24 protein-coding genes are annotated in these 25,659 nt (G+C 70.6%); 11 read left to right on the forward strand and 13 right to left on the reverse strand.

Going from position 1 to position 25,659, the window contains the following annotated elements:
* Window positions 1-166: 166 nt before the first annotated feature.
* Together BLP83_RS19085 and prpF are read left to right on the forward strand one after the other, a co-directional pair.
* Window positions 167-709 carry an endonuclease domain-containing protein gene (locus BLP83_RS19085; RefSeq protein ID WP_245680016.1) on the forward strand — a complete coding sequence of 181 codons (543 nt, stop codon included), beginning with the start codon at window positions 167-169 and terminating at the stop codon, window positions 707-709.
* Window positions 592-1,761: a 2-methylaconitate cis-trans isomerase PrpF gene (gene prpF / locus BLP83_RS10835; protein ID WP_245680021.1), complete on the forward strand. Its 1,170-nt coding sequence runs from the start codon at window positions 592-594 to the stop codon at window positions 1,759-1,761. The genes BLP83_RS19085 and prpF overlap by 118 nt, the downstream gene beginning before the upstream one ends.
* Before the next feature lie 78 nt (window positions 1,762-1,839).
* On the opposite strand, the gene BLP83_RS10840 is transcribed toward prpF, so the two are convergent.
* The 4 genes from BLP83_RS10840 to BLP83_RS10855 form a co-directional block, all read right to left on the reverse strand.
* On the reverse strand, window positions 1,840-3,024 hold the full coding sequence (locus BLP83_RS10840) for a hypothetical protein (RefSeq protein ID WP_143006649.1): 1,185 nt from the start codon (window positions 3,022-3,024) through the stop codon (window positions 1,840-1,842).
* Window positions 3,025-3,207: 183 nt separating this feature from the next.
* Window positions 3,208-4,020 (reverse strand): type 1 glutamine amidotransferase, encoded by an 813-nt coding sequence (locus tag BLP83_RS18700; RefSeq protein WP_176764140.1) that lies wholly within the window; start codon window positions 4,018-4,020, stop codon window positions 3,208-3,210.
* Window positions 4,021-4,304: 284 nt separating this feature from the next.
* Complete coding sequence (locus tag BLP83_RS10850) at window positions 4,305-6,950, reverse strand: serine/threonine-protein kinase (RefSeq protein WP_091242464.1); 2,646 nt, start codon at window positions 6,948-6,950, stop codon at window positions 4,305-4,307.
* Window positions 6,947-7,552 (reverse strand): ECF-type sigma factor, encoded by a 606-nt coding sequence (locus BLP83_RS10855; RefSeq protein WP_091242467.1) that lies wholly within the window; start codon window positions 7,550-7,552, stop codon window positions 6,947-6,949. The genes BLP83_RS10850 and BLP83_RS10855 overlap by 4 nt, the downstream gene beginning before the upstream one ends.
* Window positions 7,553-7,748: 196 nt before the next feature.
* Here BLP83_RS10855 and BLP83_RS10860 point away from each other — a divergent pair, with 196 nt between their 5' ends.
* A complete protein-coding gene (locus BLP83_RS10860; protein ID WP_091242470.1) occupies window positions 7,749-7,928 on the forward strand; it encodes a hypothetical protein in 180 nt (59 codons plus the stop codon).
* 34 nt (window positions 7,929-7,962) lie between these two features.
* On the opposite strand, the gene BLP83_RS10865 is transcribed toward BLP83_RS10860, so the two are convergent.
* The 7 genes from BLP83_RS10865 to bla form a co-directional block, all read right to left on the reverse strand.
* Window positions 7,963-8,550, reverse strand: coding sequence for a hypothetical protein (locus tag BLP83_RS10865; protein WP_143006650.1), 588 nt, complete (start codon window positions 8,548-8,550; stop codon window positions 7,963-7,965).
* Between the two features lie 231 nt (window positions 8,551-8,781).
* Window positions 8,782-11,445, reverse strand: coding sequence for an FtsX-like permease family protein (locus BLP83_RS10870; RefSeq protein ID WP_091242474.1), 2,664 nt, complete (start codon window positions 11,443-11,445; stop codon window positions 8,782-8,784).
* A complete protein-coding gene (locus BLP83_RS10875; RefSeq protein ID WP_091242477.1) occupies window positions 11,442-11,783 on the reverse strand; it encodes a PadR family transcriptional regulator in 342 nt (113 codons plus the stop codon). Before BLP83_RS10875 ends, BLP83_RS10870 begins: the two co-directional genes overlap by 4 nt.
* Window positions 11,784-11,845: 62 nt before the next feature.
* Complete coding sequence (locus BLP83_RS10880) at window positions 11,846-12,364, reverse strand: hypothetical protein (protein WP_091242480.1); 519 nt, start codon at window positions 12,362-12,364, stop codon at window positions 11,846-11,848.
* Between the two features lie 201 nt (window positions 12,365-12,565).
* Window positions 12,566-13,528, reverse strand: a complete 963-nt coding sequence (locus BLP83_RS10885) for an NAD(P)-binding protein (protein ID WP_091242481.1) — start codon at window positions 13,526-13,528, stop codon at window positions 12,566-12,568.
* A gap of 88 nt (window positions 13,529-13,616) precedes the next feature.
* On the reverse strand, window positions 13,617-14,414 hold the full coding sequence (locus BLP83_RS10890; RefSeq protein ID WP_091242484.1) for a LamG domain-containing protein: 798 nt from the start codon (window positions 14,412-14,414) through the stop codon (window positions 13,617-13,619).
* A 231-nt stretch (window positions 14,415-14,645) separates the two neighbouring features.
* Window positions 14,646-15,548, reverse strand: a complete 903-nt coding sequence (bla, locus tag BLP83_RS10895; protein ID WP_218121239.1) for a class A beta-lactamase — start codon at window positions 15,546-15,548, stop codon at window positions 14,646-14,648.
* 539 nt (window positions 15,549-16,087) lie between these two features.
* On the opposite strand from bla, the gene BLP83_RS10900 reads away from it, so the two are divergent.
* Window positions 16,088-17,116 carry a S41 family peptidase gene (locus tag BLP83_RS10900; protein WP_176764141.1) on the forward strand — a complete coding sequence of 343 codons (1,029 nt, stop codon included), beginning with the start codon at window positions 16,088-16,090 and terminating at the stop codon, window positions 17,114-17,116.
* A gap of 117 nt (window positions 17,117-17,233) precedes the next feature.
* Here BLP83_RS10900 and ftrA read toward each other — a convergent pair whose 3' ends face one another.
* Window positions 17,234-18,241, reverse strand: a complete 1,008-nt coding sequence (gene ftrA, locus BLP83_RS10905; protein WP_091242492.1) for a transcriptional regulator FtrA — start codon at window positions 18,239-18,241, stop codon at window positions 17,234-17,236.
* 66 nt (window positions 18,242-18,307) lie between these two features.
* Here ftrA and BLP83_RS10910 point away from each other — a divergent pair, with 66 nt between their 5' ends.
* Window positions 18,308-18,715, forward strand: a complete 408-nt coding sequence (locus BLP83_RS10910; RefSeq protein WP_091242494.1) for a rhodanese-like domain-containing protein — start codon at window positions 18,308-18,310, stop codon at window positions 18,713-18,715.
* Window positions 18,716-18,889: 174 nt separating this feature from the next.
* Here the strand turns inward: BLP83_RS10910 and BLP83_RS10915 are convergent, their stop codons facing one another.
* Complete coding sequence (locus tag BLP83_RS10915; protein WP_091242497.1) at window positions 18,890-19,291, reverse strand: hypothetical protein; 402 nt, start codon at window positions 19,289-19,291, stop codon at window positions 18,890-18,892.
* A 646-nt stretch (window positions 19,292-19,937) separates the two neighbouring features.
* Between BLP83_RS10915 and BLP83_RS10920 the strand changes: the two genes are divergently transcribed.
* The 6 genes from BLP83_RS10920 (at window position 19,938) to BLP83_RS10945 (ending at window position 25,570) form a co-directional block, all read left to right on the forward strand.
* On the forward strand, window positions 19,938-22,121 hold the full coding sequence (locus BLP83_RS10920) for a sensor domain-containing diguanylate cyclase (RefSeq protein WP_091242500.1): 2,184 nt from the start codon (window positions 19,938-19,940) through the stop codon (window positions 22,119-22,121).
* Between the two features lie 251 nt (window positions 22,122-22,372).
* Entirely contained in the window at window positions 22,373-23,716 is a 1,344-nt protein-coding gene (locus BLP83_RS10925) for a TIGR04222 domain-containing membrane protein (protein WP_176764142.1), read from the forward strand.
* Between the two features lie 196 nt (window positions 23,717-23,912).
* Window positions 23,913-24,194: a type II toxin-antitoxin system Phd/YefM family antitoxin gene (locus BLP83_RS10930; protein WP_091242506.1), complete on the forward strand. Its 282-nt coding sequence runs from the start codon at window positions 23,913-23,915 to the stop codon at window positions 24,192-24,194.
* A gap of 5 nt (window positions 24,195-24,199) precedes the next feature.
* Window positions 24,200-24,631, forward strand: coding sequence for a putative toxin-antitoxin system toxin component, PIN family (locus BLP83_RS10935; RefSeq protein ID WP_091242509.1), 432 nt, complete (start codon window positions 24,200-24,202; stop codon window positions 24,629-24,631).
* Window positions 24,632-24,911: 280 nt separating this feature from the next.
* The gene (locus BLP83_RS10940; RefSeq protein ID WP_091242512.1) at window positions 24,912-25,160 is read left to right on the forward strand and encodes a plasmid stabilization protein; all 249 of its coding nucleotides are present in this window, start codon (window positions 24,912-24,914) and stop codon (window positions 25,158-25,160) included.
* On the forward strand, window positions 25,157-25,570 hold the full coding sequence (locus BLP83_RS10945) for a type II toxin-antitoxin system VapC family toxin (RefSeq protein WP_091242515.1): 414 nt from the start codon (window positions 25,157-25,159) through the stop codon (window positions 25,568-25,570). The genes BLP83_RS10940 and BLP83_RS10945 overlap by 4 nt, the downstream gene beginning before the upstream one ends.
* Window positions 25,571-25,659 lie beyond the last annotated feature (89 nt).

A 25,659-nucleotide genomic window follows, 5' to 3' on the forward strand; every position in this document is an offset into this window, starting at 1 on the left:
TAGGGGCGGCAATCAATGTGCTGCTGGTCCGCCGCACGGCGCCTGCGTCCTGCGTACAGGCTGGAACCCTCTGCGGTCTTGGAGGATTGAAGCGCTTGTCGCGGACTCGGCGGTACGAACACACAAGCCCCTCTCCCCTCGTGGGAGAGGGGTTGGGGAGAGGGGGATGGAATCTCGCGACTTCGCCAAGCAACTGCGGCGGAACCTGAGCGATGCGGAGCGTGTCCTCTGGCGTCATCTCAGGGCGCACCGCTTTCAAGGCCAGAAATTTCGGCGACAGCAGCCGCTTGGCCCCTACATCCTCGACTTCGTGCACTTCGGCGCGAAGCTGGTGATCGAGGCGGATGGTGGGCAGCACGCCGGATCAGCGCGAGATGCAGTTCGTGATGCCAGGCTGGCCTCGGAAGGCTTCAGAGTGCTGCGCTTCTGGAATGATCAGATGCTGAAAGACACCGAGGCTGTGCTTGAGGTGATTCTCCAAGCGTTCGGCGAGCCTGCCCCCTCTCCCCCAACCCCTCTCCCACAGGGGGAGAGGGGAGCGACGCCTACAAGACTCAAGGATTTACCATGCCCCACGCCCCCCAACTCCGCATCCCCGCCACCTACTACCGCGGTGGCACGTCCAAAGGGGTGTTCTTCCGCCTCGAAGACCTGCCCGATTCCGCACAGGTGCCCGGCCGCGCGCGCGATCGCCTGTTCCAGCGGGTGATCGGCAGCCCCGACCCCTATGCCAAGCACACCGATGGCATGGGCGGGGCGACCTCGTCGACCAGCAAGTGCGTGATCCTGTCGAAGAGCGCCAGGCCCGACCACGACGTCGACTACCTCTACGGGCAGGTCTCGATCGACAGTGATTTCGTCGACTGGTCCGGCAACTGCGGCAACCTCTCGACGGCTGCGGGTGCCTTCGCGCTGCAGGCGGGTTACGTCGATCCTGACCGGGTGCCGAAGGACGGCGTCTGCGTGGTGCGGATCTGGCAGGCCAATATCGGCAAGACGATTCTTGCGCATGTTCCGGTGGCGAACGGTCAGGTTCAGGAGACCGGCGACTTCGAACTCGATGGCGTGACCTTTCCGGCGGCCGAGATCGTGCTTGAGTTCATCGACCCGGCCGACGAGGGCGAAGGCGAGGGCGGCGGTGCGCTGTTTCCCACCGGCAATCTCGTGGACACCCTGGAGGTGCCCGGCATCGGTCCGCTGCAGGCGACGATGATCACGGCGGGCATCCCGACCGTTTTCGTCAACGCAGCGGACATCGGCTTTACCGGCAGCGAGCTGCAGGGCGAGATCAATGGCGATGCCGCAGCACTCGCGCGGTTTGAAGCCATCCGCACTGCTGGCGCACTGCGCATGGGCCTGATCAAGACGCCGGAAGAAGCCGCCAAGCGCCAGCACACGCCCAAGGTGGCCTTCGTCGCGCCCGCCGCCGACTACGTCAGCTCCAGCGGCAAGACCGTGCGCGCCGACGAGATCGACCTGCGCGTGCGCGCGCTGTCGATGGGCAAGCTGCACCACGCGATGATGGGTACGGCGGCGGTGGCGATCGCCACCGCGGCTTCGATTCCCGGCACCGTGGTCAATGCCGCGGCCGGTGGTGGCGAGCGCAGCGTGGTGCGCTTCGGGCATCCCTCAGGCACCCTGCGCGTCGGCGCCGAGGCGCGCTGCGAAAACGGCGAATGGAGCGTCACCAAGGCGATCATGAGCCGCAGCGCGCGCATTCTGATGGAAGGCTTTGTGCGGGTGCCGGCCGACAGCTTCTGAGTTGTCTCCCGGTTGAAAAGCGAAAGGCCCGGGCGAGCCCGGGCCTTTCGCGTTCAAGCGCTGATGCGCCGTGGCGGATCAGCGCTCCGGCTGTGCGCTGGGCAGGCTGCGCGGTGCGCCGACCACCGACAGGGTGAACTCGCCCTCGCCGCCGCCCAGACTGCTGACCAGCAGGCGGCCGACGCCGTCCTCGTCCAGGGTCAGGCTGAGCTGGGCGCTGGTGCCGCCGCCGCTGTCGTCATCGCTGGCTTCCTCGATCAGGCGCTCGCCTTCCAGCACGCCCCACTTGAGGTAGGCGTCGAAGGCGTCCGACTGCAGGCGCGCCACCACGCGCTGGCCCGGGCGGCCCTCGATGCGGAAGACCTCGAAGCGGGTCTCCTCGTCGTCGAAGGGGTCGCTGTCGTCCAGGGTGCCACGCACCGAATCGCCCACGGCGATCGGCTGCACGTTGATCGGCCGCTTGGCCGGCGGCTCGCCCACGAACACCGTGTACTCGCCGCTGGCATCACCCGAGGCGCTGGTGACCTTGACCACGCCGCGGCCGCTGTTGTCGAGGGTGACACGCAGGCGCGCGTTGAGGCCGCCGCCGCTGTCGTCGTCGCTGGCGCTGCTGGTGAAGCGGTTGTTCTGCAGCTGGCCGAACTCGACATAGGGGTCGAAGGCGTCGGCGTTGACGCGCACCACCACCTCCTGGTTGCGGCGTCCCGACACCGTCCACAGCGCATAGGGACGGTCACTGTCTTCGTCGCGGGCCGAGGTTTCGTCCAGCGCGGCCTTGGTCTCGGTGTCGAGCCGCAGGGCTTGGGGGCGTGCCGGCGCCGGCGCCGGCAGTGCGGTCACGGTCAAAGTGAAGTCACCGCGGGCGTCGCCGCTGATGCTGTTGGCGCGGATCTGCACCTTGCCCGAGGCGGGCAGGGTGTAGCTCAACTGCGGGTTCAGCTCGCCGCCGCTGTCGTCGTCGAACTTGCAGTCCTCCGAGCAGCCCGGCGCGGCCGTGCTGCCGACGGCGAGGAAGCCGTCGAAGGCCTCCGATTCCATCTTGACGCGGATGCGCTCACCGGCGCGGCCGCTGTACTCGTAGAGCGCGTAGGGCGTGCCGTCATCGGCCTTGGGGGTATCGGCGCCGAGGCTGCCGCTGACCGGCGTGCCGGCGCGGATAGCGGTCTGGGCCAGTGCGAGGCCAGGCAGGCTGGCCGCGAACAGCAGGCCGGGCAAGAGCTGCGCCAGACGCTTCATCGTCGGCGCGCGGAGGATTCGACTCATGGGATTCACCTGGAGTGGGTGCAGCGGGAGGGGAGCCGCATCCTCTGCATGCGGCGACGGCAAACTGCGCGTCGGCGGCCATTCTCGCAGAACCTTCACGCGCCGGAGCGCGCGCTGCGGGCGGCTGCCGGGCGCGATCTGACAGGCGTCGGGCACGGCCGCCGGAGGCGCCTACCGCTGGGATCAGCCCAGCGCGCGCAGCGGCAGTTCGATCGGCCGCGCCTGCCGTTGCCAGGGCGACCACGCCGTCGCCGGCCGGCGGCCGTGGGCGGGCCGCGGGGCGGGGCCGGCGAGATCCAGAAAGCGGCTGAACACCGCCTCCGCGCGCGCCGCCTGCGCATGCACGAGGCGCTGGGTCGCCGTGTGGACGCGTTCAACCGCGGAGATCGCACCCTGCGCCTCCAGTTCGCGGCGATACGACGGCGTATGAAGCCAGCGCTGGATCAGCGCACTGTCCGCTTCCAGATGGAACTGCAGTCCGTATGCACGTTCGCCGAAGCGGAAGGCCTGCTGCTCGCACAGGGCCGAGCGCGCCAGCTGGACCGCGCCCGAGGGCAGATCGAAGCCGCAGCCATGCCACTGGAAGACCGGTGCGCCGCGACCGATCGGTGCCAGCACCGGGTCTTCGCGACCTGCCGCGGTGGCCTCGATGCGATGCCAGCCGATCTCGGCCTGGGCCAGACGGCGCACCGGCGCACCGAGCGCATGCGCCAGCAGCTGTGCGCCCAGGCAGATGCCCAGCACGGGCAGCCCGTGGCGCAGGGCGGACTCGATGCACTGCAGCTCAGTGCGCAGGTGCGGGCGCTGGCCTTGATCGGCCACGTTCATCGCGCCACCCAGCACGATCAGGCCGTCATAGCCCTGCACGCGCGGCTGGGCCTCGGGATCGCGGCCGAAATTGACGAAGCGGAGTCGATGGCCTCGCCGCCGCAGCAGCGCATCCAGCGTGCCGGCAGGTTCGGCGGCGACATGTTGGAAGACCAGGAAACGTGCCACGTCGGGGCCTCGGGGGTGCGCGGTCGATGCGCGGGGCGTCGGCGGATAGTCCCGGCAGCCGGTCGTCCGGGGCAAATGCCCATCGGCGATATGACATGGCGTCCAGTTGCAGACGGGGCCTCGCGCAGCCGTCGCGCGCTGCGGAGGGCGGCTCGCGCCTTGGGCGGAGCCCGAGCCGGACCCCGCCCTGTGCGGCGCGCCCTGCGCGGCGTCGGCGGTGTTCAAGACACGCTGGACCCCGGCCCGGCTGCGCCGGGGCGGCGGCGCTGCGGGCTTCGCCGGGATCAGGGCACCAGTCGCCGCAGCTGCGCCAGCCGCGGGCTGTTCGGCCCCAGTGCGGCCGCGAGCGCGACGAGTCGCGGCCGCGGTGAGTCGGTATCGCCGCGCGCCAGCGCCAGCAGCACTTCGGCTTCGAGGCGCTCGTAGTGGTCGGCCGCGAGGGTCTGGATCAAGCCCTCGCAGCCGCTCAGGTCGGTGGCTTCGATACGGGCCAGGCGCTTGCCCAGCGCATCCTGCAGGCGCAGGCAGTGGCCGCCCGCACGCAGTCGCGCCGGGGTGGCGCCGGGCAGGGCGGCCAGCGCGTCCAGCGCGCGCAGATAGCTCTCGCCGGCGCCGCGCGGGTCGCCCGCGCGCGCCTGCGCATGCGCGAGCGCCAGGCGCGCGCGCGCCGCGAAAAGATGGTCGGGGCCGAAGCGTCCCTCGAACAGCGCCAGCGCGAGCTGGAACGAGCTCACGGCCGCCCCGGCCTGCTGCTGCGCGAGCTGCAGGTCGCCGAGGCTCAGATGGGTGAAGCCGGCATCCGGCGAGTCGGCGCCGACGAAGCGTGTCTGCAGGTCGAGCGATTCCGCCAGCAGTCGCTGGGCGCGCTGCAGGTCGCCGCGCAGCGTGAGCAGCTTGCCGAAGTTGTTGGTCAGCGCGCCGAGCGCCGCGGAATCGCCCAACACCGCACGCTGCACCTCGAGCGCGCGCTCGAACAGGGCTTGCGCCTCGCCAAGCTGGCCCTCGCTGAAAGCGATCGCGGCAAGATTGTTCAGCACATTGCCGGCCTGGGCACTGCGGCCGAGGTCATTGCGTTCGAAGCCCGCCAGCGCGAGGTTCAGGCGCTGCCGCGCCTCGGCCAGCCGGCCGGCCTGGTAATACGCCGTGCCGAGGTTGTTGTCGGCGCTGGCGGTCAGCGGACTGTCGGCGCCGGACAACGCATAGCGCAGGGCGGCGGCACGCTCGTAGGCGGCCAGCGACTCCGGCACCCGCCCGAGCAGGCGCAGGCACTGGCCGTAGTTGCCCAGCACGTTGGCGATCACGCCGCGCTGGTCCGAGGGCTCGGCCTCCAGCAGGCGGATGGCTTGTTCGGCCCGCGTGCAGGCGCGCCCGGCCTCGCCGCGGCGCACATCGACCAGGGCGAGGTCGCCCAGTACCTGCGCGCGCAGGCTGCTCGGCGCGCTGCCGTCGTCGACTTCGACGAAGCGGTCGAGCAGGGTGCCGGCGGCGCTGTAGTCCTGCAGGTAGACATAGAGCTCGCCCACCGTCGCCAGCACCAGCTGGCCCGCCGCGGGGTCGGTCGCGAAGGCGCGCTCCAGCTGTGCCGTGCTGTTGACCAGCAGGTCGCGCGCCGACAGCCGTGAGACATCGCCGGATCCCGCCGCCGCCTCGCGGAACATGAGGCCCAGGTGCTCCAGTACGGCCTGGTAGCGCTGCGCCTGAACCTGCGCGGCATCGCGTTCGGCGGCGGTGGTGCGGGCCTGCCAGAGCACGCCCGCCAGGCCCGCACCGAGCGCCAGCGCGGCCGCTGCACCGAGGCCGGCCGAAAGTCGATGTCGGCGCAGCCACTTCGACAGCCGGTAGCCGAGGCTTGGCGCATGCGCGCGCACCGGGCGCCCGTCGAGATGCCGGCGCAGGTCGTCGGCCAGCGCCTCGACCGAGGCGTAGCGCCGGGCCGGATCGCGCTGCAGCGCCATCTGCACGATCGCGTCCAGATCACCGCGCAGGCGCGCCCGCGGCACTTCCCGGGTCTCATGCCGGCTGGGCGGATCGGCGTCCTCGTCGCACACCCGGCTGATGAAGCTCGCCCAATCGCCGTCGAAGCCGGGGTGTGGCGTGCGTCCGGTCAGCAGCTGGTAGAGCAGCGCACCCAGCGCATACACGTCGGTGCGCGTGCTGACCGGCTCACCGCGCAGCTGCTCAGGCGCCGCGTACTCGGGGGTCAGCGCCAACGCGCGCGTCTCCCCTTGTTTGACGTCACTGTCGAGCAGCTTGGCGATGCCGAAGTCGAGCAGCTTGACCTGGCCCTCCCGGTTCACCCGCACGTTCGAGGGCTTGAGGTCGCGATGCACGATCAGCTGCGCGTGCGCTTCGCTGACCGCGCCGCAGATGTCGAGGAACACCCGCAGGCGGGTGTCGAGGTCGGGCTTTTCCTGGGCGGCCCATTTGTCGAGGTCGAGGCCCTCGGCCAGCTCCATGACCAGATAGGGCTGACCGTCCGGCAGCACGCCGCCGTCGATCAGCCGCGCGATCGCCGGGTGCTCAAGCCGCGCCAGCAGCTGGCGTTCGCGCTCCAGCGCCTGCTTGAAGCGCAGGTCGGCGTTGCGCAGCAGCTTCACCGCCGCGCGCTTGTCGAAGGCGCCATCGGCCCGCTTGGCCAGATAGACCGTGCCCATGCCGCCGCGGCCGATTTTTTCCAGCAGCTGCCAGGGCCCGGCCTGCAGGCCGCGGCGGTCGGTGGTGCGTTCCTCGGTGACGCGGGCGGCGAGCCCGCCGAGCTTCGGCAGGTCACGGTCTTCGGCGCCCAGGCCCTTCAGCAGGTCGGGGTAGAGATCGGGGTGGATCTCGGCGCAGATCCGCAGGAAGTTGTCGCGCTCGGCGCCATCGAGGTCGAGCGCGCGGTCCAGCAGCGGCTCGAGCCTGCGGAAGCGGTCGGACAGGGAATCACTCACTGCGCGCTCGTCCCGTCGTCTTCCGCCATCGGCTGGTCGAGCGCGATGCTGAGGAAGGCGCGCGCCTTCTGCCAGTCGCGATTGATCGTCCGCTCGGTGACTTCGAGCAGCTCGGCCGTCTCGGTCGCCGAGTAGCCGGCGAAGTAGCGGTACATCACCACCTGCGCCAGCCGTGGCTGCACCTTCTCCAGTTCGTTCAGGGCCGAATCCACTTCGAGCAGGCGGGCCAGCTCGCGCGCATCTTCCCCGGGCTTTTCATCGAGCTCGCGCTGGACATGCTGCATGCGCTTGGCTTCGGCGAGCCGCGAGCGCGCGTGGTCGATCAGGATCTGCCGCATGGCGCGCGCCACCAGCGAGAAGAAATGCGCGCGGTTGGCGAGGTTGGGATAGTCGGCGCGGCGCAGTTTGAGGTAGGCCTCGTTGACCAGGGCCGTGGTCGACAGCGTCTCGCCCGGCTCCATCTGCCGGCGCTGCGCGCGGGCCAGCCGGCGCAGATCGCTGTGCACCAGCGGCAGCAGGCTGTCGAGCGGATTCGGATCCCCGGCCGCGGCCAGGATGGCGGTGATCTGCCCCAGAGGGCTGTCGTCTGCGATGCGCTCCATTCCACTCCCCGCGTACGGCCGGTTGAGCCGGCAGCCCTGACTTCCCCGACCGGATTGTGCCCGCCCCCCGCGTGAAGGTGAAAGGCGGAACTCAGGGGTACGCAGCCGGCAGCGAAACTGCGACGCTCTCGGCGCGCTGTCGCAGCTCGGCCGGCGACGTGTCGTGACGGCTTCGCATCGGAAAGAGCGTTCTTGAATGGACGGGTTCAGCGGGCTGTTCCTGACGGCACTGGTGATCGCACTGCTCACCGGCAAGGCCTACTTCCGCGGTGTCATCGATCGCGACAGCCAGCCGAGCGACTACTGGGCGGTGTGCGGCTGCTATCTGGTGCTGGGCATGCTGATGCCGGCGCTGGGCCTGATCAAGGGCGCCTGAGCCGACGGCGCCCCGTGAGCTCAGGCGGCAGCGCTCACTGGCCGGGTTTCGACGCCTTGGCGTCGCCGGCCTCGGGCGCCTCCGCCTCCAGCCGCGCCTGCAGCTCGGGCATCCAGCGTCGGCCGATTTCGAACACCGCCGAACAGGCGCCGAGAAAGCCCAGAAAGCCCCAGACGCCGCCCTGCCGGATCACCTGCACGGGCCAGATCGACGCTGCAATCACGTTCTTCAGCGACTCGATGCTGAAGCCGATCAGCCAGTCGCGCAGCAGCCCCTTCGCGACCTCGGCGGCATCGCGCATCTCCTGCAGGCCCTCGATCAGGCTCTGCGCTTCAAGGCGCAGGAACACCGACAGACCGATCAGGCCATACACGCCGGCGCCCCACTGGCCCAGGTGCTTGTCGAGCAGGCGATCGATGGGGCGGCCCAAGGGCGCCGGCAACAGGCTGATCGCGGCGGCGCCGACATAGGTCAGCACGAAGGCACACCACAGCGGAATCAGCGGATGCTGCAGCAGGCTGAGCTCGGGCAGCAGGCGCCGCAGCAGCAGCGCCGCCACGGCCAGGCCGGCGAGTGCGGGCAGCAGGATCTGGGCGCGGCTGCTGCTTGAGCTGGGTGACATCGCGATCTCCTGGACGGTGGCCGCAGGACTGGGTGCGACACCGGTCAAGCCCGCCGTGGCTTTGATCGGTGTTCGCGCCTGCGGCGCAGGGCCGTGCTCCGGCGACAGCATGCCAGCACCCTGCGCCTTCCGCTTCAGGCCAGCGTGGTGACGGCGCGGGTCTCGCCCCGTGACGGACGCGCGGTGCCTTGGCCTCGCGGCCCATGCTCGGGAGCCGCATCCAGGAAGCGCTCAGCCCTCGGCGCGCAGGGACTCGGCGGGGTCGATGCGCGCACTCGCTCGTGCCGGCAGATAGGCCGCGACCGCGGCCAGCAGGGCCAGCAGCAGCGGCACACCGACGAAGGCGATCGCATCGAAGGAGGTGATGCGGTCGGTCAGGCTGGCGAGCACGCGCGAGAGCGCGAACGCCAGCGGCAGGCCGATGACAAGCCCCAGCGCGATCTGACGTCGCGCATCGCGCATCACCGTGCCGATCACACGCGCGCGCGACGCGCCCAGCGCGAGCCGCAGCCCCAGCTCGCGACGACGCTGCTGGACGGCATAGGCGACCAGCCCGTAGAGACCGAGGCAGGTGATCAGCACGGCGATGGCGCCCAGCGCCTGGGCGATCTCGGCGGCCACGATCAGCGGCAGTCGCTGGATGCGCAGGGCATCGGTCATGCGGAAGGGCGCGCAGTGGCTGCGGGCGCTGGTGTCCGCGCAGGCCCGGTACACCGCGGCGATGGTCTCAGGGCGCGTGTCGCTCAGCTGCAGCAGCAGGCTGCCGAGTTCGGCATCGCCGAAGCGGGCGGGGGTGTACACCACCGGGCCGTCGCCGCCAGCGAACAGAAAGCCGGTGGCGACGTCCGGCACGATGCCGATCACCTGCACCCGGCGCGTCGACTCCAGGCTGTCACGCCGGGCGTCGTCGCCGCCGCGCTCGGCCTGCGTCCAGACGTCCTTCTTTTCGATCAGATCCAGCGCGCGGCCCAGCGGGTCCTCGCCGGGCCACAGGCGCTCGGCCGCGCTGCGCGACAGCAGGGCCACCGCACCGGATTCGTCCGCATACGGCAGGCGGCCGCGCAGGACCTGCAGGTCGAGCAGTCGCAGCCACTGGCTGTCGATCGGGCGGATCTGTGCGCTCAGGCTGCGGGCCGTGCCCTCCGCATCGACGGTGCGCGCCGCACCGCGCAGGGGCTCACTCATCAGCGGCATGTGCGAGCTGGCGCCGATCGCCTGGACCTGCGGAAGTTCCAGCAGACGCTGGCGCAGAGCCATCGCATCGCTGCCGGCGGACAGCCCCACCAGCCGCTCCGGCGCATAGCCGAGCGGCGTCTGCAGCGCCTGACGCGCATTCGCGGCAATCAGGCCGGCCACGACCAGCAGGAAACAGCTGGCGGCGATCTGGGTGACCATCAGGCCGCTGCGCAGACGATTGGCCGCGTGCGCCGGCAGATGTCGCTGCGAGGCGCTGCCGTCGAGGCTGCAGCGGCGCGTGACCGCCAGCGCCGGCAGCAGGCCGAAGACCAGGGTGCACAGCAGGGTCAGCGCCAGGGCCGGCGCCGCGCTGTCCCAGCCGAGGCGCACGTCGACCAGGCTGGCGCCGAGCTCGGCGATCAGGCCGAACACGCGCGCGTGCAGCGGTGCCAGCAGCAGGGCGGCCAGCCCGAGGGCGAGCACGGCGGCGGCGCCGCCGATCAGCCCGCACTCGACCAGCAGCCGCGACAGCAATCGCCCACGGCTCGCCCCGAGCGCGCTGCGAACGCCGAGTTCGCCGGCGCGTGCGGCGAAGCGCGCGAGCACCAGGTTCGCCAGATTGGCCGAGCCGATCAGCAGCATCAGCAGCACCGCAAGCGCGGGCGGCAGCGATGTGAGCAGCAGTTCCTCACGATCGTCGGCGCCCAGGCGCCCGAACTGCCGCTCAACTTCGATGTGGTCGAGGCGCATGAATTCTGGGCGTTCGGCGAACAGCTCGGCGGCGCGGCCGGCCAGCTGCGTCGTGGCCCGTTCGGTGGTCGCCTCCGCGGCAAGGAAACCGCTGACCGCGAACAGCAGGTCTTCCCGCTGCGTCGGGAACAGGGCCTCAGCGTCGCCGTGACGAACGAAGTAGAGCTGGGCGATCGGATGGCTGCCGTTGAAGCGACGGTCCGCCACCCCGATCACGGCGAAGCGATGCCCGCCGATGTCCAGGCTGCGGCCGACCACGTCGGGCGCGCGGCCGAACAGCTGGGCCCATCCGTTCTCGCTGAGCACCACCCCGAGTCGATCGGCTTCGAGGCCACTGCCGAACACGCGACCGATGCGCGCGCCCACGTCCGCGAGTTCGAAGAAATTGTCGGAGACGGCAGCACCCATGCCCTTGTGCAGATGCGCATCCACCAGCATCGGCTGGCCCAGCGTGCGCACGCTGTACAGCCCCCTGAAGGCGGCCGGCGGCGAGGCCAGCAGCGCTTCGGCCTCGTCCGCGTTGAACTGGGTGAAACCGTGCTGGGTCGCGCTGCGTCCCTCCAGGCTGACCCAGCGCTCGAGGTCTTCGATGGGCGGCGAGTGCAGCGCATAGGTGGCGAGAATGGCGTGCAGCAGCAGGGCGGCGGTCAGCGGCAGGGTGAGCACGCCGATCGCCGTCAGCGTGTACAGCGGGCTGCGCATCAGACTGCGCGCCGCATAGCGGAGGTCGTTGACGAGTGCGTCCACCCAGCGCAGCCCGCGCGCGGCGCGCACGTCGTCGCGATGCAGTTCGAGCATGCCCAGTTCGATGCGCGCGCGGCGCAGCGCTTCGATGCGGTCCAGGCCCTGCGCTTCCAGCTGGTCGGCGCGGGCTTGCAGGTGGAAGTCCAGCTCGGCCTCGAGTTCGCGCTCGACGCGCCGGCGCGCACGCACGTCGTTCAGCCACAGCCGCAGTCGGCGCGGGCTCATGCGCGCAGGCTTCCGGGCTGGGCGGTGAGCACGGCCTCCATGGCCTCCACCAGCTGGCGCCACTGGCGGGTGTCCTCGCCGAGGCGACGGCGGCCGGCGGCGGTGATGGCGTAGTACTTGGCGCGGCGGTTGTTGTCCGACACGCCCCACTCGGTGCTGACCAGGCCCTGGGCTTCCAGCCGGTGCAGGGCCGGATACAGGGCGCCCTGCTCGACCAGCAGCGCGTCGCCCGAGCTGCGCTGGATGCGCTGCAGCAGGCCCAGGCCGTGCTCGGCGCCGAGCGAAACCGCCTTCAGGGCCAGCATTTCCAAAGTACCTGGAAGCACGGGCTGGGTCATGGTCTCACCTAGATTGTTTAGGTGAGATCAGCGTACTCCTCTAAATTGTTGAGAGGAAGGGGTCAGCAGCGTCCGGGCCGCATGTGCAGGATTCCACCCATCGGGCCTTCAACCAGGATGACGCCCTCGCGCCGACCCACCACTGTCCACTCGGCCTCGACGCCGCCGAACATGGGGTCGTCGACCACGAAGACCTCACCCTTGCGCTGCAGCGGGTATTTGGGCGGCTCCATGCCGGCGGGCTTCCAGGCCCGTGAATGCACATAGGTCAGATAATCGGGGCCGAAGTACCAGTGGATGCCATCGAGCGCGATCTCGCTGTCGATCGTGGTCGACACCCCGATTTCGCACCAGTCGCCGACCAGATCACCGGCATCCGCCGTGTCCGGCGCGCGCGCCGTGTCGGCCCGACGCGACACCGTCGGATCATTCACCTCGACCTCGCCGGAGCCCTCGCCGTCGCAGGCGATCTGCCGGTACTCGTGGCCGCCGCCGGGCAGCGGACACTTGTAGACCTTGGCCGCCGCGTCGCTGGAACTGCAGGCAAGAGCGAACAACAGGGCAGGCAGCAGGATGCGCATCGGCGGGTCTCCGGAGAAGGGGCGCGGAGGATACGCGGATCCACCCACGGGCGCTGGCTCTGTCTGCTTCCGACGCGGCGCGCCGACGGACCCAAGGCGGGCGGCCTTCGGCGCGGCGGATGTGCGGCCGACGCGCACATGTCCAAGAGGCATGTCCACGGTGCTGCTGCACCGCCGGTCCGCGCGGCGCTCTCGAACCGGCTAGACCGCGAGGGTCCTGTACTTCCAGACATCCAGCAGTGCCCGCGCGGACGCAAGGCAGCGCTGCAGATCGGCCATCGGCCCGGCAGCGCCTGCAGTGCCGGCAAAGGCGTCGCCGCAGACGGCAAGCTCGCTGCGGGCGCAGACCAGCGCAGGCTCGGGCAGTGGATCGAGCACCCGCGCATAGCGCCAGCGATGGGCGCTGGAGTGAAGGAAATCGGCGGTGCCGAGGCCGAGCAGGCCAAGCACGGCATCGAGCACCTGCGCCGGCGAGGCTTCGAGCAGGGCGGCGCTGTGCGCATCGCCAAGCTGTACGACCCAGCGACGGACGGCAGGGCCCGCGGCATCGGCCTCGGGCAGGGAATCCTGCGGCAGCACGCGCAGCGCAGGGCTTGCCAGCTTCGCCCAGTCCGGTCCCGGGCGCGTGGCGTCCTGTGCCAGCAGCAGAGCCCAAGCCGGCGCCAGGCCGAGCGCGCCCAGCCGCCGCGACCACTCGGGCTGCAGCCCGGCCAGCAGGGCCGCGCTCTGTGGCGCGGGTGCGGTCAGCACCAGCCGTCGCGCTTCGGCGAGCAGGGCCGCGTCCGCGTCCCACAGCCGCCAGCGCTCGCCAGCGCGCTCGATGCGGACGACCTGGGCGCCGAAGCGCGATGCAATGCCCTCAAGCAGATGCCTCGGCAGCGCCTGCACGCGCGGGTCGTCCACCCCAGGCGAATCGGGCAGACCCAGCGCCTGCAGCGGTTCGCGCGGCAGCGCCTGCAGCCAGGCCGAGACGGTCGAGAGTGGACAGCCGTGGGCAAAGCTGCCGGAGTCGGTACGCCGCACACTGAGGCGGCCTCCCGGCCCGCGGCCCTTGTCGATTACGGCCACTGAATCGCCGGCCGCCGACAGGCCGCGAGCAATCAGGCTGCCGGTCAGGCCGGCGCCGATCACCACCGTGTTCGCTTGCAGAGGGAGCGTGGGCATGTACGGAGCTTCGCCGCGCGGCCGTGCAGTCGGGGTGCAGGCCTGTGCCACGCGAGCGGGCCCGCTGGCGCTGCACGAAGGCCAGTGCTCAGCCGCGCAGCCGAACCGCGAGCACGGCCGCCAGCACCAGCGCCATCGCCAGCACGGCGACGCCGGAGATCGTCATCGTCGGCACCGCCACCGCCGGGGGGCGTTCGGCCAGGTTGAGCAGCGCGGGCGAGAAGGTGCCGGGGGCGAAGGTGAACACGCGCACCTCGTCTATCTCGCCGTCGAAGAACTCGGTGGCCAGCAGGCTGTTGCCGCCGATGTGGAACGCGCCGGCCGGCGCGTTCGGCGCGGCCGGCGTCTGGATCCGCTCCGTGCCGTTCACGTAGAAGCGGCTGAGCCCGTTGTCGCGGACGATGGCGAGGTGGGTCCAGCCGGAGGTCGCCGGGGCGTTGCCGTCAGCGACGACTCCGCCGTACAGGAACCCCCAGTTGCCGCCGAGCCGGAACAGGCCGAAGCCGCTGTTCGAGGAGTTGCCGTTGTAGGCGATCACCGCGTTGCCGGTGGTGCTGTTGGAGCGCACCCAGGCCTCGACGCCGAAGTTGTCGGTGGGCATGGTCAACACCGGGCCTTCGTAGCGTGCGCTGCTGCCGTCGAAGCGCATCGAGGCCGTGCTGATGCGGCCCCGCGGGGTACCGCCCGCACCGTAGACAGGGGCTCCGTAGCGCTGCAGCCCGGTGCCCGCAGCGCCCGGCTGGGTCGGGTCGGCGCCCGTCCCGCCGACCACCACGCCGCCGTCGTTCTCGCCCAGCCGATACTCGGCGATCACATTGAGTTGGGCCGCCGCCGGCGCCGCCAGGATGCAGGCCAGCACGGCCACAAACACAGTGAGGAAACGCATGGGGCTCTCCGTCAATTGGAACAGGCTCAGCGGCCGCGCGGGCCACCACAACGGCGCGGGAGGATAGCGCCAAGCGCCGCGCAATGGCGGCGGCAGCCGGGCAGCCAGCGCCCGTGGTGCCGGCAGCCTCCGGATTCGGCTTGGATCAGAACCTCTGCATCGGCCGCTTGAGGCGCGCAGCCAACTCGCCGGCGTGCGAGGTCCACGTCCAGCGAGCAGCGCCGCGCGCTGTCAGCTCCGAACCCACGCCGCTGCGATGCGCGCGACTTCGGCCAGCACCGCCTCGTGCCGACGCTCGACCTGCGGCGTGTACTCGCCGCTGTCGTAGTAGGCGGCGATCACGACCGGGCTGCGGCCGGGCGGGACGGTGATGGCGATGTCGTTGCACTTGTTGGTAGTGCCTTCGGCGCGTCCGGTGCCGGTCTTGTTGCCGGTCAGCCAGTCCTCGGGCAGGCCGGCGCGCAGGCGATACAGGCCGGTGCGGGTATTGCGCATCCACCCAAGCAACTGATCGCGCGAGTCCGGCTGCAGCAGATCACCTGTGGTGATGCGCTGGACCAGCTGCGCCATCGCCACCGGCGTGGTGGTGTCGCGCAGATCGGCGGACAGCACCAGGCCGAGATCCGGCTCGTAGCGATCCAGCCGGGTCACGCTGTCGCCCATGTCGCGGATCCGGGCAGTCACGCCTGCGGGGCCGCCCAGCCGGCGCACCAGCAGATTGGCCGCCGTGCCGTCGCTGATCTCCTGCGCCGCCTGCGCCAGCCGGCCGATGCTCAAGCCACCCTCGGCAAGGTGCTCGCGCGTGACCGGCGCCCATTCGAGCAGATCGCTCTCGGCGTAGGGCAGCACCTCGGACAGATCGAGTCGACCGTGGTCGGCCTCGCGCAGACAGGCCGCCGCCAGCGCCAGCTTGAAGGTCGAACACAGGGCGAAGTGTTCATCGAGCCGATGGCCGAAGTGCGCGCCGCTGGCGGTGTCGAGCACGCACACCCCGAGCCGCGCCGCGCCCGACTCCAGCGCCCGCAGTCTCGCCTCCGCGCTGCGCGCTGCGGGTGTCGCCGTCCAACCCGCCGGCGCGAGCAGCGCACCCACTGCGGCGAGGCCGCCCTGCAACACTCCACGTCGAGACACCATGCGAATCATCCTTCGGGTTTGGGTGAATCCTTGCCTGCCGCCGCCGCGCCGTTCCTCACGCGTGGGGTAGGCAGCGAGTGTGCCTGTGCAGCGACGCAGACACCGCGCACGTGAGCCGCGAGCCTGGCCGCCGAGTGTGGCCGGGTGCGGGCGGCGGTATGGCGGGGCGCGGACAGCGCGCGCTCGGAGAGTGATCCGGCAACGTCGTCTGCGCTGTGCAGAGTGTGTGCTGCGACGTCACACCCCTGCGTGCCTTGAAGCCTCCGGCGGCCCGTCGAGCGGCCCGCCGGGAGCGTCGCGGCCCAGTCCCTCGCAGCGCTCCTCGCTGCAACCGAGCCCGCCTCCACCGTCTCGAATGCCCTCGAAGCGCGGCCGGCCGGCGGCGCACGCAGGAGACAGGCATGAGCACAGGCAAGAACGCAGGGCAAGCCAGGCAAGCGTCCGCCGTGGCAGGCGCGCAGCGAGTGCAATCGTTTGGACGCGCCTTGCCGCGGTTCGCAGCAGCCATCTGCGCACTGGGCCTCGCCCTGGGCTTGGGCGTGAGCGCCGCCTCCGCCCAGCCGGGTCCACCCCCCGATCCCGCTGCCGTAAGGCTCAGCCCCGCGCAGTCGCGCGAGGTGGTGCTGGCCCTCGCGGATGTGCTGCGCGAGCGCTTCGCCTTCCGGGCGCGCGGGCGCGAAGCCGCCGACAGCATCGAAGCGCTCGAACAGCAGGGCGCTTTCCGCGGCGCAGGCACCGCGGCCGAGCTGCTCGCTTTGATCGAACAGCAGATCACGCCGATCGTCGACGATGGCCACTTCCGGGCCCGCTACTTCGGGCCCGAGGCGGTGGCCGGCTTCAGCGAGGCGCCGCCCTCCGCGGAAGACATCGCGGCCTTCCACGAAGAGGTGCGCCTGCGCGGCGGCGAAGTGCCCGAAGTGCGGTGGCTGCCGGGCAATGTCGGCTATCTGCGCATCCGGATGTTCCTGGACGCCGCGCCCAGCGCCGAGCAGTTCGCGCTGGCAATGCGCATGCTTGAACACACCGGTGCACTGATCGTGGACGTGCGCGGCGCGCCCGGCGGCGAGCCCGCCGGCGTCGCCAACGTGATCGGTCACTTCGTCAGAGCGCGGACGCCCACGGTGCGCGTGCAGGGCAGCGACGAAGCCGCGCCCGACCGCACCTTCTACGCCGAGCCACGAACGCCGGCCTACCTCGACAAGCCGGTATTCGTGTTGGTCGACGGTGACACCGGTTCGGGGGCGGAGGAGTTCGCCTACGACCTGCAGGCGATGCAGCGCGTCACCCTGGTCGGCGAGACCACCGCCGGTGCGGCCACGCCGGGCGGCTACCGTCCTCTGGCGCACGGCTTTGTCGCCTTCATCCCGATGCAGATCGTGGCGAACACGATCACGGGCACCAACTGGGAGGGCGTGGGCGTGGTGCCCGATGTCAGCGTGCCTGCCGCCGAGGCGCTGACGAAGGCGCACCGGCTGGCGCTGGAAGCCATCCTGAAGCAGGCCGAGGGCCTGCAGCGGAGCATCGCCGAAGAGGGCCTCCAGACCCTGCAAGCGCCGCCGGCGACCTGAGCCTGGGCGGAGCACTCCAGCGCTTGCGCGCGCCACGGACGGCACGACCGCGGAGCCGGATCCAGGCCAGAAGGGACTGGGTCCGTGCTGCCGGAAGCGGCGGTGCGCAACACGACCTCAGACCGGCGCGTCGTGGCAGGCAAAGCGGCGCCGATAGGCTGCGGGTGAGACGCCGACGCGCCGCTGGAACTGTCGGCGCAGGGTCTCGGTGCTGGCAAAGCCCGCGCGTTCGGCCACTTCCTCAAGCTGGAGGTGGCTGTGTTCGAGCAGTCGCCGCGCTTCGCTGACGCGGGCCTCGGCCAACCACTGCGCGGGCGTACAGCCCGCGGCTTCGCGAAAACGGCGCAGCAGGCTGCGTTCGCTGAGCGCCGCCGCTTCGGCAAGCGCGCTGAGGCTCCAGGTGCGCGTGAGGTCGGCGCTGATGCGCTCCTGCAGGCGAGCGACCACGCTCCGAGGCCGCGGAGCGACCGGGCGATCGACGAATTGCGCTTGGCCGCCGTCCCGATGCGGGGCTATCACCAGGCGGCGCGCGACCAGATTGGCGATGCGGCTGCCGAAGTCGCGCCGCACCAGGTGGAGGCACAGGTCCAGGCCGGCCGCGCTGCCCGCGGACGTCAGCACCTGGTCTTCGTCGACGTAGAGCACCCGGGAATCGACGCGCACCTTGGGAAACCGCGCCTGCAGGGCGTCCGCGTAGCGCCAGTGGGTGGCCGCGCGGCGCCCATCCAGCAGGCCGCTGGCGGCAAGGACGAAGGCGCCGGAGCAGATCGAAAGAATCCGTGCGCCGCGGGCATGCGCGCGCCGAAGTGCGCGGGTGAGTGCGTCCGGCACCGGAACCTCCGGCCCGCGCCAGCCTGGAATCAGGATCGTCCCGGCATGCGCCAGCGCACCGAGGCCTGGCGCCGCGCGCAGGCTGAGGCCGTAGTCGGCGCGCAGTGGGCCGGGCTCCGTGGCGCAGACCGAGAATCGATACCAGGTCGGGCCGACCTCGGGGCGGTCCAGTCCGAAGACCTCCGCAGCACACGCGAACTCGAAGCTGCACAGTCCCGGGTAGGCCACAGCGACCACGCGCAAGGGGTCGAGCGGCTTCGAAGCGGTTGGCGGTTTTTGAGGGGTCTGTGGCATGGCCGCCAGTGTGCGGTCTGCGTGCCTGAAGCAACAATGGGCTGCCTTCAAACCCAGCGAGCGCACATGAAGAACCCAGTCAACGCGGTTCCCGCAGCACCAGCGGCGGCGGCCGCCGAGCACTTCGCGGCACTGTTCGCATTCGAAACGGACTGCTGGGACGTGCATGAAGCGCTGTCCAGCGACACCCCGGGTTTTGTTCTGCTGGACGTGCGTGGCCCCGCACTGTTTGCCCAGGGACACGTGCCGGGCGCCGTCCACCTGCCGCACGGCAAGATCATCGAACGCAGGCTGGCGGCCTATCCGCCCGAGACCCTGTTCGTGACCTATTGCGCCGGGCCGCACTGCAATGGCGCCGCCCGCGCCGCCCTTCGCCTGGCCCGACTGGGCCGGCCGGTGAAACTGATGAGCGGTGGCCTGACCGGTTGGCTGGACGAAGGCTTTCCACTGGTTCGGGAACCCGCCGCAGGCTAGTGCACGCAGTGCAGGCGCAGGGCGCCCGAGTCCGTCATCCGGACGCCTTCATCAGGCTGTGGCCTTAGTGCAGTGGCCAGCTTCCGGGCGGGCGCATGCGGCCTTCGAAACGGCATCGCCCCGCCGGCAGGGCGGGGCGATGCGCGCGTCTGGCTCAGGCGGAGTGCGCCAAGCTCAATCCCAGCCGTTGAGGTACTCGGCGGTGGCACTCAAGGTCCGCTGTTCTCCGGTGGCGACATTGGTCACCGTCACCACGGCCGTTTTGATCTGCTCGGGCCGCGCGGTGATGCTGGTCGAGCAGCTGCGCGAATTGCCGCAGGCGAAGTTCCAGCTGTAGCTGTAGTTGCCGGCGGGCAGTCCGATCACTTCGAAGTAGGCGACTGACCTGAGCTGGGCCGAGCTGGGCGTCCAGGCCGAGACGCAGTAGTCGGCGGTGAGCGTGTCGAAGGCGTAGGTATCGACGTAACAGCCGACCTGGGCCTGATCGAGGCTGGCCGCGTGTGCAGGCGAAAACAGCATGAAGCTCGCGGCGCTGCCCGCGAGCACAGTCAGTGCAATCGAACGCTTCAGATTCATGGGGGTCTCCAGGGGTTGAGAGGAGTGCGGCGCGCACCCAGGGGGCACTCGCCGCGACCGGAGGCTATAAACGAACAGTCACTGCATACAACGGTGTTTGCGTGAATCTGAATGCGCCCCCGCATCGCTGGAGGCTGGCGTGCACTCAACGACCTCGGCTGCCGCGCCGCGCGGGTATTCGCTTTGCGGCGAAGTCACGGCAAGCCGTGCGGGTGGCAGCGGGCCTGTCAGATCTGGCAGGTTTGCCGTGGAGAGGTGATCGCCATCGCCTCCGGGGGGGCGGCTTGGGCGGGCGCAGGACACGCGCGCTTCGCGGTCAAGCGGCGGGTCGCGATCCTAGGCGTTCAGCGCTCGCGCTTTGCGGGATCGGCGAGGCGCAGGGGTGCCGGCTGCAACGCATCAAAGGGTGACCGTCATCGTCGTTTCCACAGGGTCCCTCGGGCTCGTGGCCACACATGCCCGTGGCGACGCAATCCCGCAATGCCTGAAGAAGGTCGGCTTCGGGCCCCAAACCCAGCCCGCCTGACCCGCGCGGACAGGTGGCGTGCGCCACTGGCCAGCGTGCCGACGCCGGCGCTTGCGCTTGCGGCGGCGGCCTCGCCAGGGCCATGCTGGCGGCGGGGAATCATGCGACAGGGGATCCACGATGCGATTGCCGCCGATCGGCGTGAGCTGCCGTCTTTGCGCCGCCGGGCTGGCACTGGGTCTCACGCTGGCCCTGCCAGTGGGGGCCGCGGCCGCCACACCGTCCGCGCCCACGACAGCTGCGCCCACCCCGCCCGCGACGCCGCGCGCGGCGGCGCTCGGGCTGCTGAATACCGATCCGGATGAAGCCATCGCTCGACTGCGGGCCCAGCAGAGCGACGCCGTCGGGGACGATGCGCTCAAAGCGGGTATCGCCCTGTTGTTCGCCTACCAGCACACGCAGCGGCGAGAAGACGGGCTCGCGCAGGTCGCGCAGCTGCTTGATGCGCCGCCGCCCGCACCGGCACTCGAGGCCGTGCTGCTGAAGCAGGTGCTTGATTCCCTGTTCGTGCTGGGTGACACCACGGCCCTGCCGCGCATCGAGCCGCGCGTTCACGCGCTGAAGGGCGATGCCGCAGTGCCTGCGCTCGCGCGCGCACAGCTGCTGCACGCGCTGGCGGCCCTGCAGACGCGGGTGCCGCAGCTGGAGCAGGCGCTCGCGGTGTTCGACGAGGCCATGGCGCTGTTCGGTGAAAGTGAAAGCATGGAGCATGTCGGCGCTCTCAGCGGCCGTGGCGGCGTCCTCGCGATGCTCGGGCGCTTTCCCGCGGCGCTGGATTCATTGCAGCGCGCCGACGAGATGACGCGGGCGCTGGGCAGCCCGGGCAACCCCAATACGCTGCGCAACCTGGCCGGGCTGTACATCAACGTCGGCGACATGGAAAAGGCGGTGGCCTACGCCGCCCGCGCCGAGGCCGTACAGCGCGAGCATGAGCCGAATGCCACGCCGCGCGCCCGTCATGGCGTGCTCTCCACGCTCGCCACCGCGCACATCGGTGCCGGCGACTTCGAGCTGGGCCAGCGTTGGTCGCGCGAGGCCATCGCCTACGGCGAGGCCCATGGCCTCAGCGTGACGAGCAACCAGAGCAACTACGCGACCCTGCTGCGCGACAACGGGCGTCATGCCGAGGCACTGGCCATCTACCAGCGGCTGCGCGGCTCCATGCAGCCCACCGACTCGCCGGAGCTGTTTGGCGTGCTGGAAAAGAACATCGGCGAAACGCTGGTGCAGCTCGGGCAGCGCGAAGACGCTCTGCCGCACCTGCAGGCCGCGCGCACGTTCTACGAGACCGCGGATGTCCGCTCCAGGCGGCTGGAGCTGTTCCCGGTGCTGATCGACAACCTTGAGGCGCTCGGCCGCAGCGAAGAGGCGCTGCAGGCGATGCGCGAATACAAGGCGCTCAGCGACGAAACCATCAGCACCGAGTCCAACACCCGGATCGCCGAACTCGAGAACGCCATCGAGCTGGAGCGCAAGAACAAGGCGCTGGCCGAAGCCGAGGCCGCCAACGCGCTGCAGCGCTCGGAGAACGAGGCGCTGCAGGCCGAGCAGGCCAGCGCCCGTGCGCTCAACCTGGCCCTGCTGGCCGGGCTGGTGGCACTGGTGGCGGTGCTTGCGCTGCTGTGGCGCACGGCGCGCATGCGCGCCCGCAGCCACCGCGCGCTGGCGGCGAGCGCGCGCGAGATCGAGGCCCAACGCAACGCCCTGGTCGAGCTCAACGCCGCCATCCGGAAGCAGAACTTCGAGGACGCGCTGATCGGTCTGGGCAACCGCCGCCTGCTGCAGTCGCAGATGGAATCCGGCGCGCCGGCGCGTGGCCTGCTGGTGATGGCCGACCTCGACCACTTCAAGCGCATCAACGACCGCCACGGCCATGAGGTCGGCGACCGCGCGCTTGAGTGCTTCGCCGAGGCCCTGCGCTCGGTGGCGCGCCACGACGACGTGCTGGTGCGCTGGGGCGGCGAGGAGTTCGTGTGGCTGTGCCGCGGCGCCACGCTCGACCAGGGCCCGCAGCTGTGTGAGCGGCTGCGCCGCGCGCTGCAGCACAACCCGCTGCAGGTGGCTGGCGGCCGCGTCGAGATCACCGCCTCGCTGGGCTTCGTGCCGCTGCCGGTGTGGCCGGGGATGGATGCCGACTGGGCGCTCGCGCTGCGCATCGCCGACCACGGCGTGTACTGCAGCAAGTCGGCGGGCCGCGACCGCTGGACCGGCTTCGCCAGCGGCCCGGACCGCCCCGGCGACGCCAGTCAGAGCCCGGAGGCGCTGCTGAGCCAAGGTGCGCTGAAGCAGCTGCAGGCCGCCTGAGCCGCGGCGCGCTTGCGTGGCGACGGCTGGCATCGGGTCAGGGCCGGCAGGCATTGCCCGAGATGCCTGTCGGTGTGCGACTCCATTCCGTGTGGACGCCGCCCGGTGAAGCGCGGCCCGGCAACCTTGCTCGGCGGCGCTGGGCGCGCGGAAGCGTCACAGCGAAAGTGGCCTGCAACCCGCGTGGTCGCGGTGGCAGGCGACATGCAACTCGTTCACCCTGTAGCCCGCTCGTCTTCGAGGGCGCCTTCATGACCGAGTTTCCACCCATCGATCGCGCGCGTACCGCGCGCATCCTCGCCTGGGCCGAGAACGACCCCGCACTGCAGCGCCGCTTTCGCGCCCAGCTCGCCGAACGCACCGGCTGGAACCCCGAGCGCTGCGAGCGTGCCATCGGCGAATACCTGCGTTTCTGCGCGATCGCCGCTCGGCTTGGCGGCCGCGCCGTGCCGAGCGCCGCGGTGGACGAGGTCTGGCACCTGCACCTGACCTGGACGCGGGACTACTGGGAGGACTTCTGTCCGCGTCGACTCGGCTTCGCCCTGCACCACCAGCCATCGCGCGGGCTGCCCGGTGAGCGCGAGGCGCTGCGCGAGGCATATGCGGAAACCCTGCACGCGTACGCGGCCGAGTTCGGTCAGCCTGCGCTCGACTGGTGGCCGGCGTGGTCGACGCAGCGCAGCCCCACGCATCGCGGTCGGTGGATACGGCTTGCGGCAGCGCTTGGCCTGCTGCCGGCTGCGGCGCTGGCGTATCCCGGCCCGCTCGACTGGCGAGGCCCCGAGTTTCTTTCGCTGTATCTCGTGCTGCTGGCAGCCAGCCTGATGTCGGGTGTTGGCCTGCGCCTGTGGCACCGCTGGCGGCGTGATCCCACACGCGGCTTTTCCCCCGGCGAGCCCCCGCTGTGGCAGCTCGCCTATCTGCGCGGCGGGCCGCGTGGCCTTGTCGATGCGGCTGCCGCCCAGCTGCACGAAGAAGGCTTTCTCGATTGGGACGCGAGCAGCAAGACGCTGGTGCGGCGGAGGCAGGATGCGCCCGACGACGCCCTGCTGCGCAGCCTGCTGCCGAACCTGTGCGGCAAGCCCTCGCAGTGGGCGCGCGCAGAACAGGCCGGCCCGGTGCAGCAGGTGCGCGAAACGCTGGTTCGCCAAGGCGGCTGGCATGCGCCACAGGCGGCCCGACGGATCGCCTTCCACAGTGCGCTGCCGCTGTGGCTGCTTGCGGGTTTCGGCAGCACCAAGATCGCGATCGGTCTGCTGCGCGATCGGCCGGTCGCCCTGCTCGTGTTCCTGGTGATCGCGACCGTGGTCGCCGCGCTGCTGTTCCACTTCAAACGCCCGGGCATCACCCGCGCCGGCCGCGATCTGCTGAGAGCGCAGAGAGCGCGCCACGCGCTGACTCTGCGCGCGCCGCGCAAAGGCGAACTGGCGCTGGCGGTGGCACTGGTCGGCACCGGGGTGCTGTCAGGCACCGCGCTGGCCGGCTACCACGAGCTGCGCTATCCGCCTTCCAGCGGCGACAGCGGCGGTTCGAGCAGCTCCGACAGCGGCTCCGATAGCGGCGGCTCAGGTTGCGGTGGCTGCGGAGGCGACTGAGCGGTTGAGTCCGACTCGGCGCCGTTGCTGACGCGGAATGCGGCGGACTTTTGGGGGACGGGCGTGGTGCTGGAGGATCCTTGGCGCGGCTGAGCGCGCCGATGTGTCAAAGCAAGACCTGCCCCTCGCGCCTTCCCCTCGCGCCGTTCGGGCCATATCGACCATACTGGTCATATCGATCCAGCAGGAGCCCGCCATGATCACTGAAACCAGCGCTGTCGCCTTTCGCCAGAACCTCGGCGAGATGCTGAACCAGGTGCAGTACCGGCACGACAGCATCGTCATCAACAAGGACGGCAAGCCCGTCGCCGCCCTAGTCGACGCGCGGCTGTTCGCGCGCATCCGCCGCATGCAGGCGCGCTTTGACGCACTGTCGGCGCGCATCGAAGCGGGCTTCGCAGGCACCCCGGAAGCCGAGGGCATGAACGAGATCGAGGCCGCGGTGCGCGAGGCCCGACGCACCGCCAGCAAAGGCTGAGACACGTGGCGACCCTGCGCGTGGTGCTGGACACCAATGTCCTGCTGTCCGGCATTGCCTACCCGGCCAGCGTGCCGGGCAAGATCCTCGCGGCATGGCGGCACGGTTCGGTCGAGGTGCTGCTGTCCGACTACATCCTCGGCGAACTCCGTCGCGTGCTGCCCAGGCTGGCGCATCGGCATGGGCTGAGTGACAGCGAAATGGATGACTTGGTGGACGCGCTATCGATCCAGGCGGAAGTGATCGAGCCCACGACGGGCAGCACGCCGGACCTGCGCGATCCGAAGGACGAGGACGTGCTCGGCACCCTGATCGCGGCGCTCCAAACCAGCGCTGCCGACTACCTGATCACCGGCGACAAAGACCTGCTCGCGCTCGCCGACCGGCACCCGATCGTGACGCCTGCGGACTTCTGGGCGAGGCATGCGGGGCTGTGAGGCGGAGGCTGACAGCGGACCGGCTCGGAATCGCTGGCAGGTGCGAGATCTGTGAACCGGGGAGCAGCTAATACGAAGCTGGACCTGACCCCCGCGCTGCTCCCGCCTAGAAGTGAACCTGACCCTCTTCTTCTCTGATCTAGTCGTCGGGGCTGAAGGCTCCTGCGCGTTTCGCAGTTTCAGCCTGAACCCGCCAATCGCCGAAACCACCGCCCAGCCATCTTGATGGCAGCGAGCGTGCGGCGTAGCCTCCAAGGCCTCAAGGCACGAGGACAGCCCCATGGCCGAGCCCCAACTCTCCGTACGCAGCGCCCGGGCGCGCGATCTGGCGCATCGGCTGGCGCGGCGCGAGCAGCGCACGGTGGCCGAAGTGGTGGAGCGCGCGCTGGAAGCCTACGAGGCCGCCCAAGCGGGCCGAGAGCCGGCCGCGAGCTTCTACGCGCGACTCAGCCAGACCTATGGCACCGATATCGATCTTGAAGCCGTGCTGCGCGAGCAGCGCCAGGCCCATCGCGGCATCGAGTTTTGATCTTCCTCGACACCAACGTCGTGTCCGAGACGCTCAAGCGCACACCGGAGCCGACCGTGCTGCGCTGGCTGGAGAAGCACGACGCCGAGCTGGCGCTGAGCACGGTCGTCATCGCCGAACTTGCTTTCGGCATCAGCAAGATCCGCCCCGATGAACGCGCCCAGCGATTGGCCGATGGCCTGGACGCCTGGCGCAGCCGCTTTGCCGGGCGCATCTTCGCCTTTACCGAAGAGGCCGCGCTGAGCTACGGCGAGCTGTTGGGCGAGGCGGCACGTGCGGGTCGCCCGATGAACGCACCCAACGGCATGATCGCCGCCATCGCCCGCGTCCACTCGGCGCCGCTGGCGACGCGGAACGTGGCGGACTTTCGCGAGACGGGCGTGGTGTTGGTGGATCCGTGGCGGGGCTGAGCGCGGGGATGTGTCAAAGCAACACCTGATCGTCGCGCATGACCCTCGCGCCGCTCGCTCGGCCTAGAAGTGAACCTGACCCCGTTCTC

This window comes from Aquimonas voraii (assembly GCF_900101825.1).
Taxonomy (GTDB): domain Bacteria; phylum Pseudomonadota; class Gammaproteobacteria; order Xanthomonadales; family Xanthomonadaceae; genus Aquimonas; species Aquimonas voraii.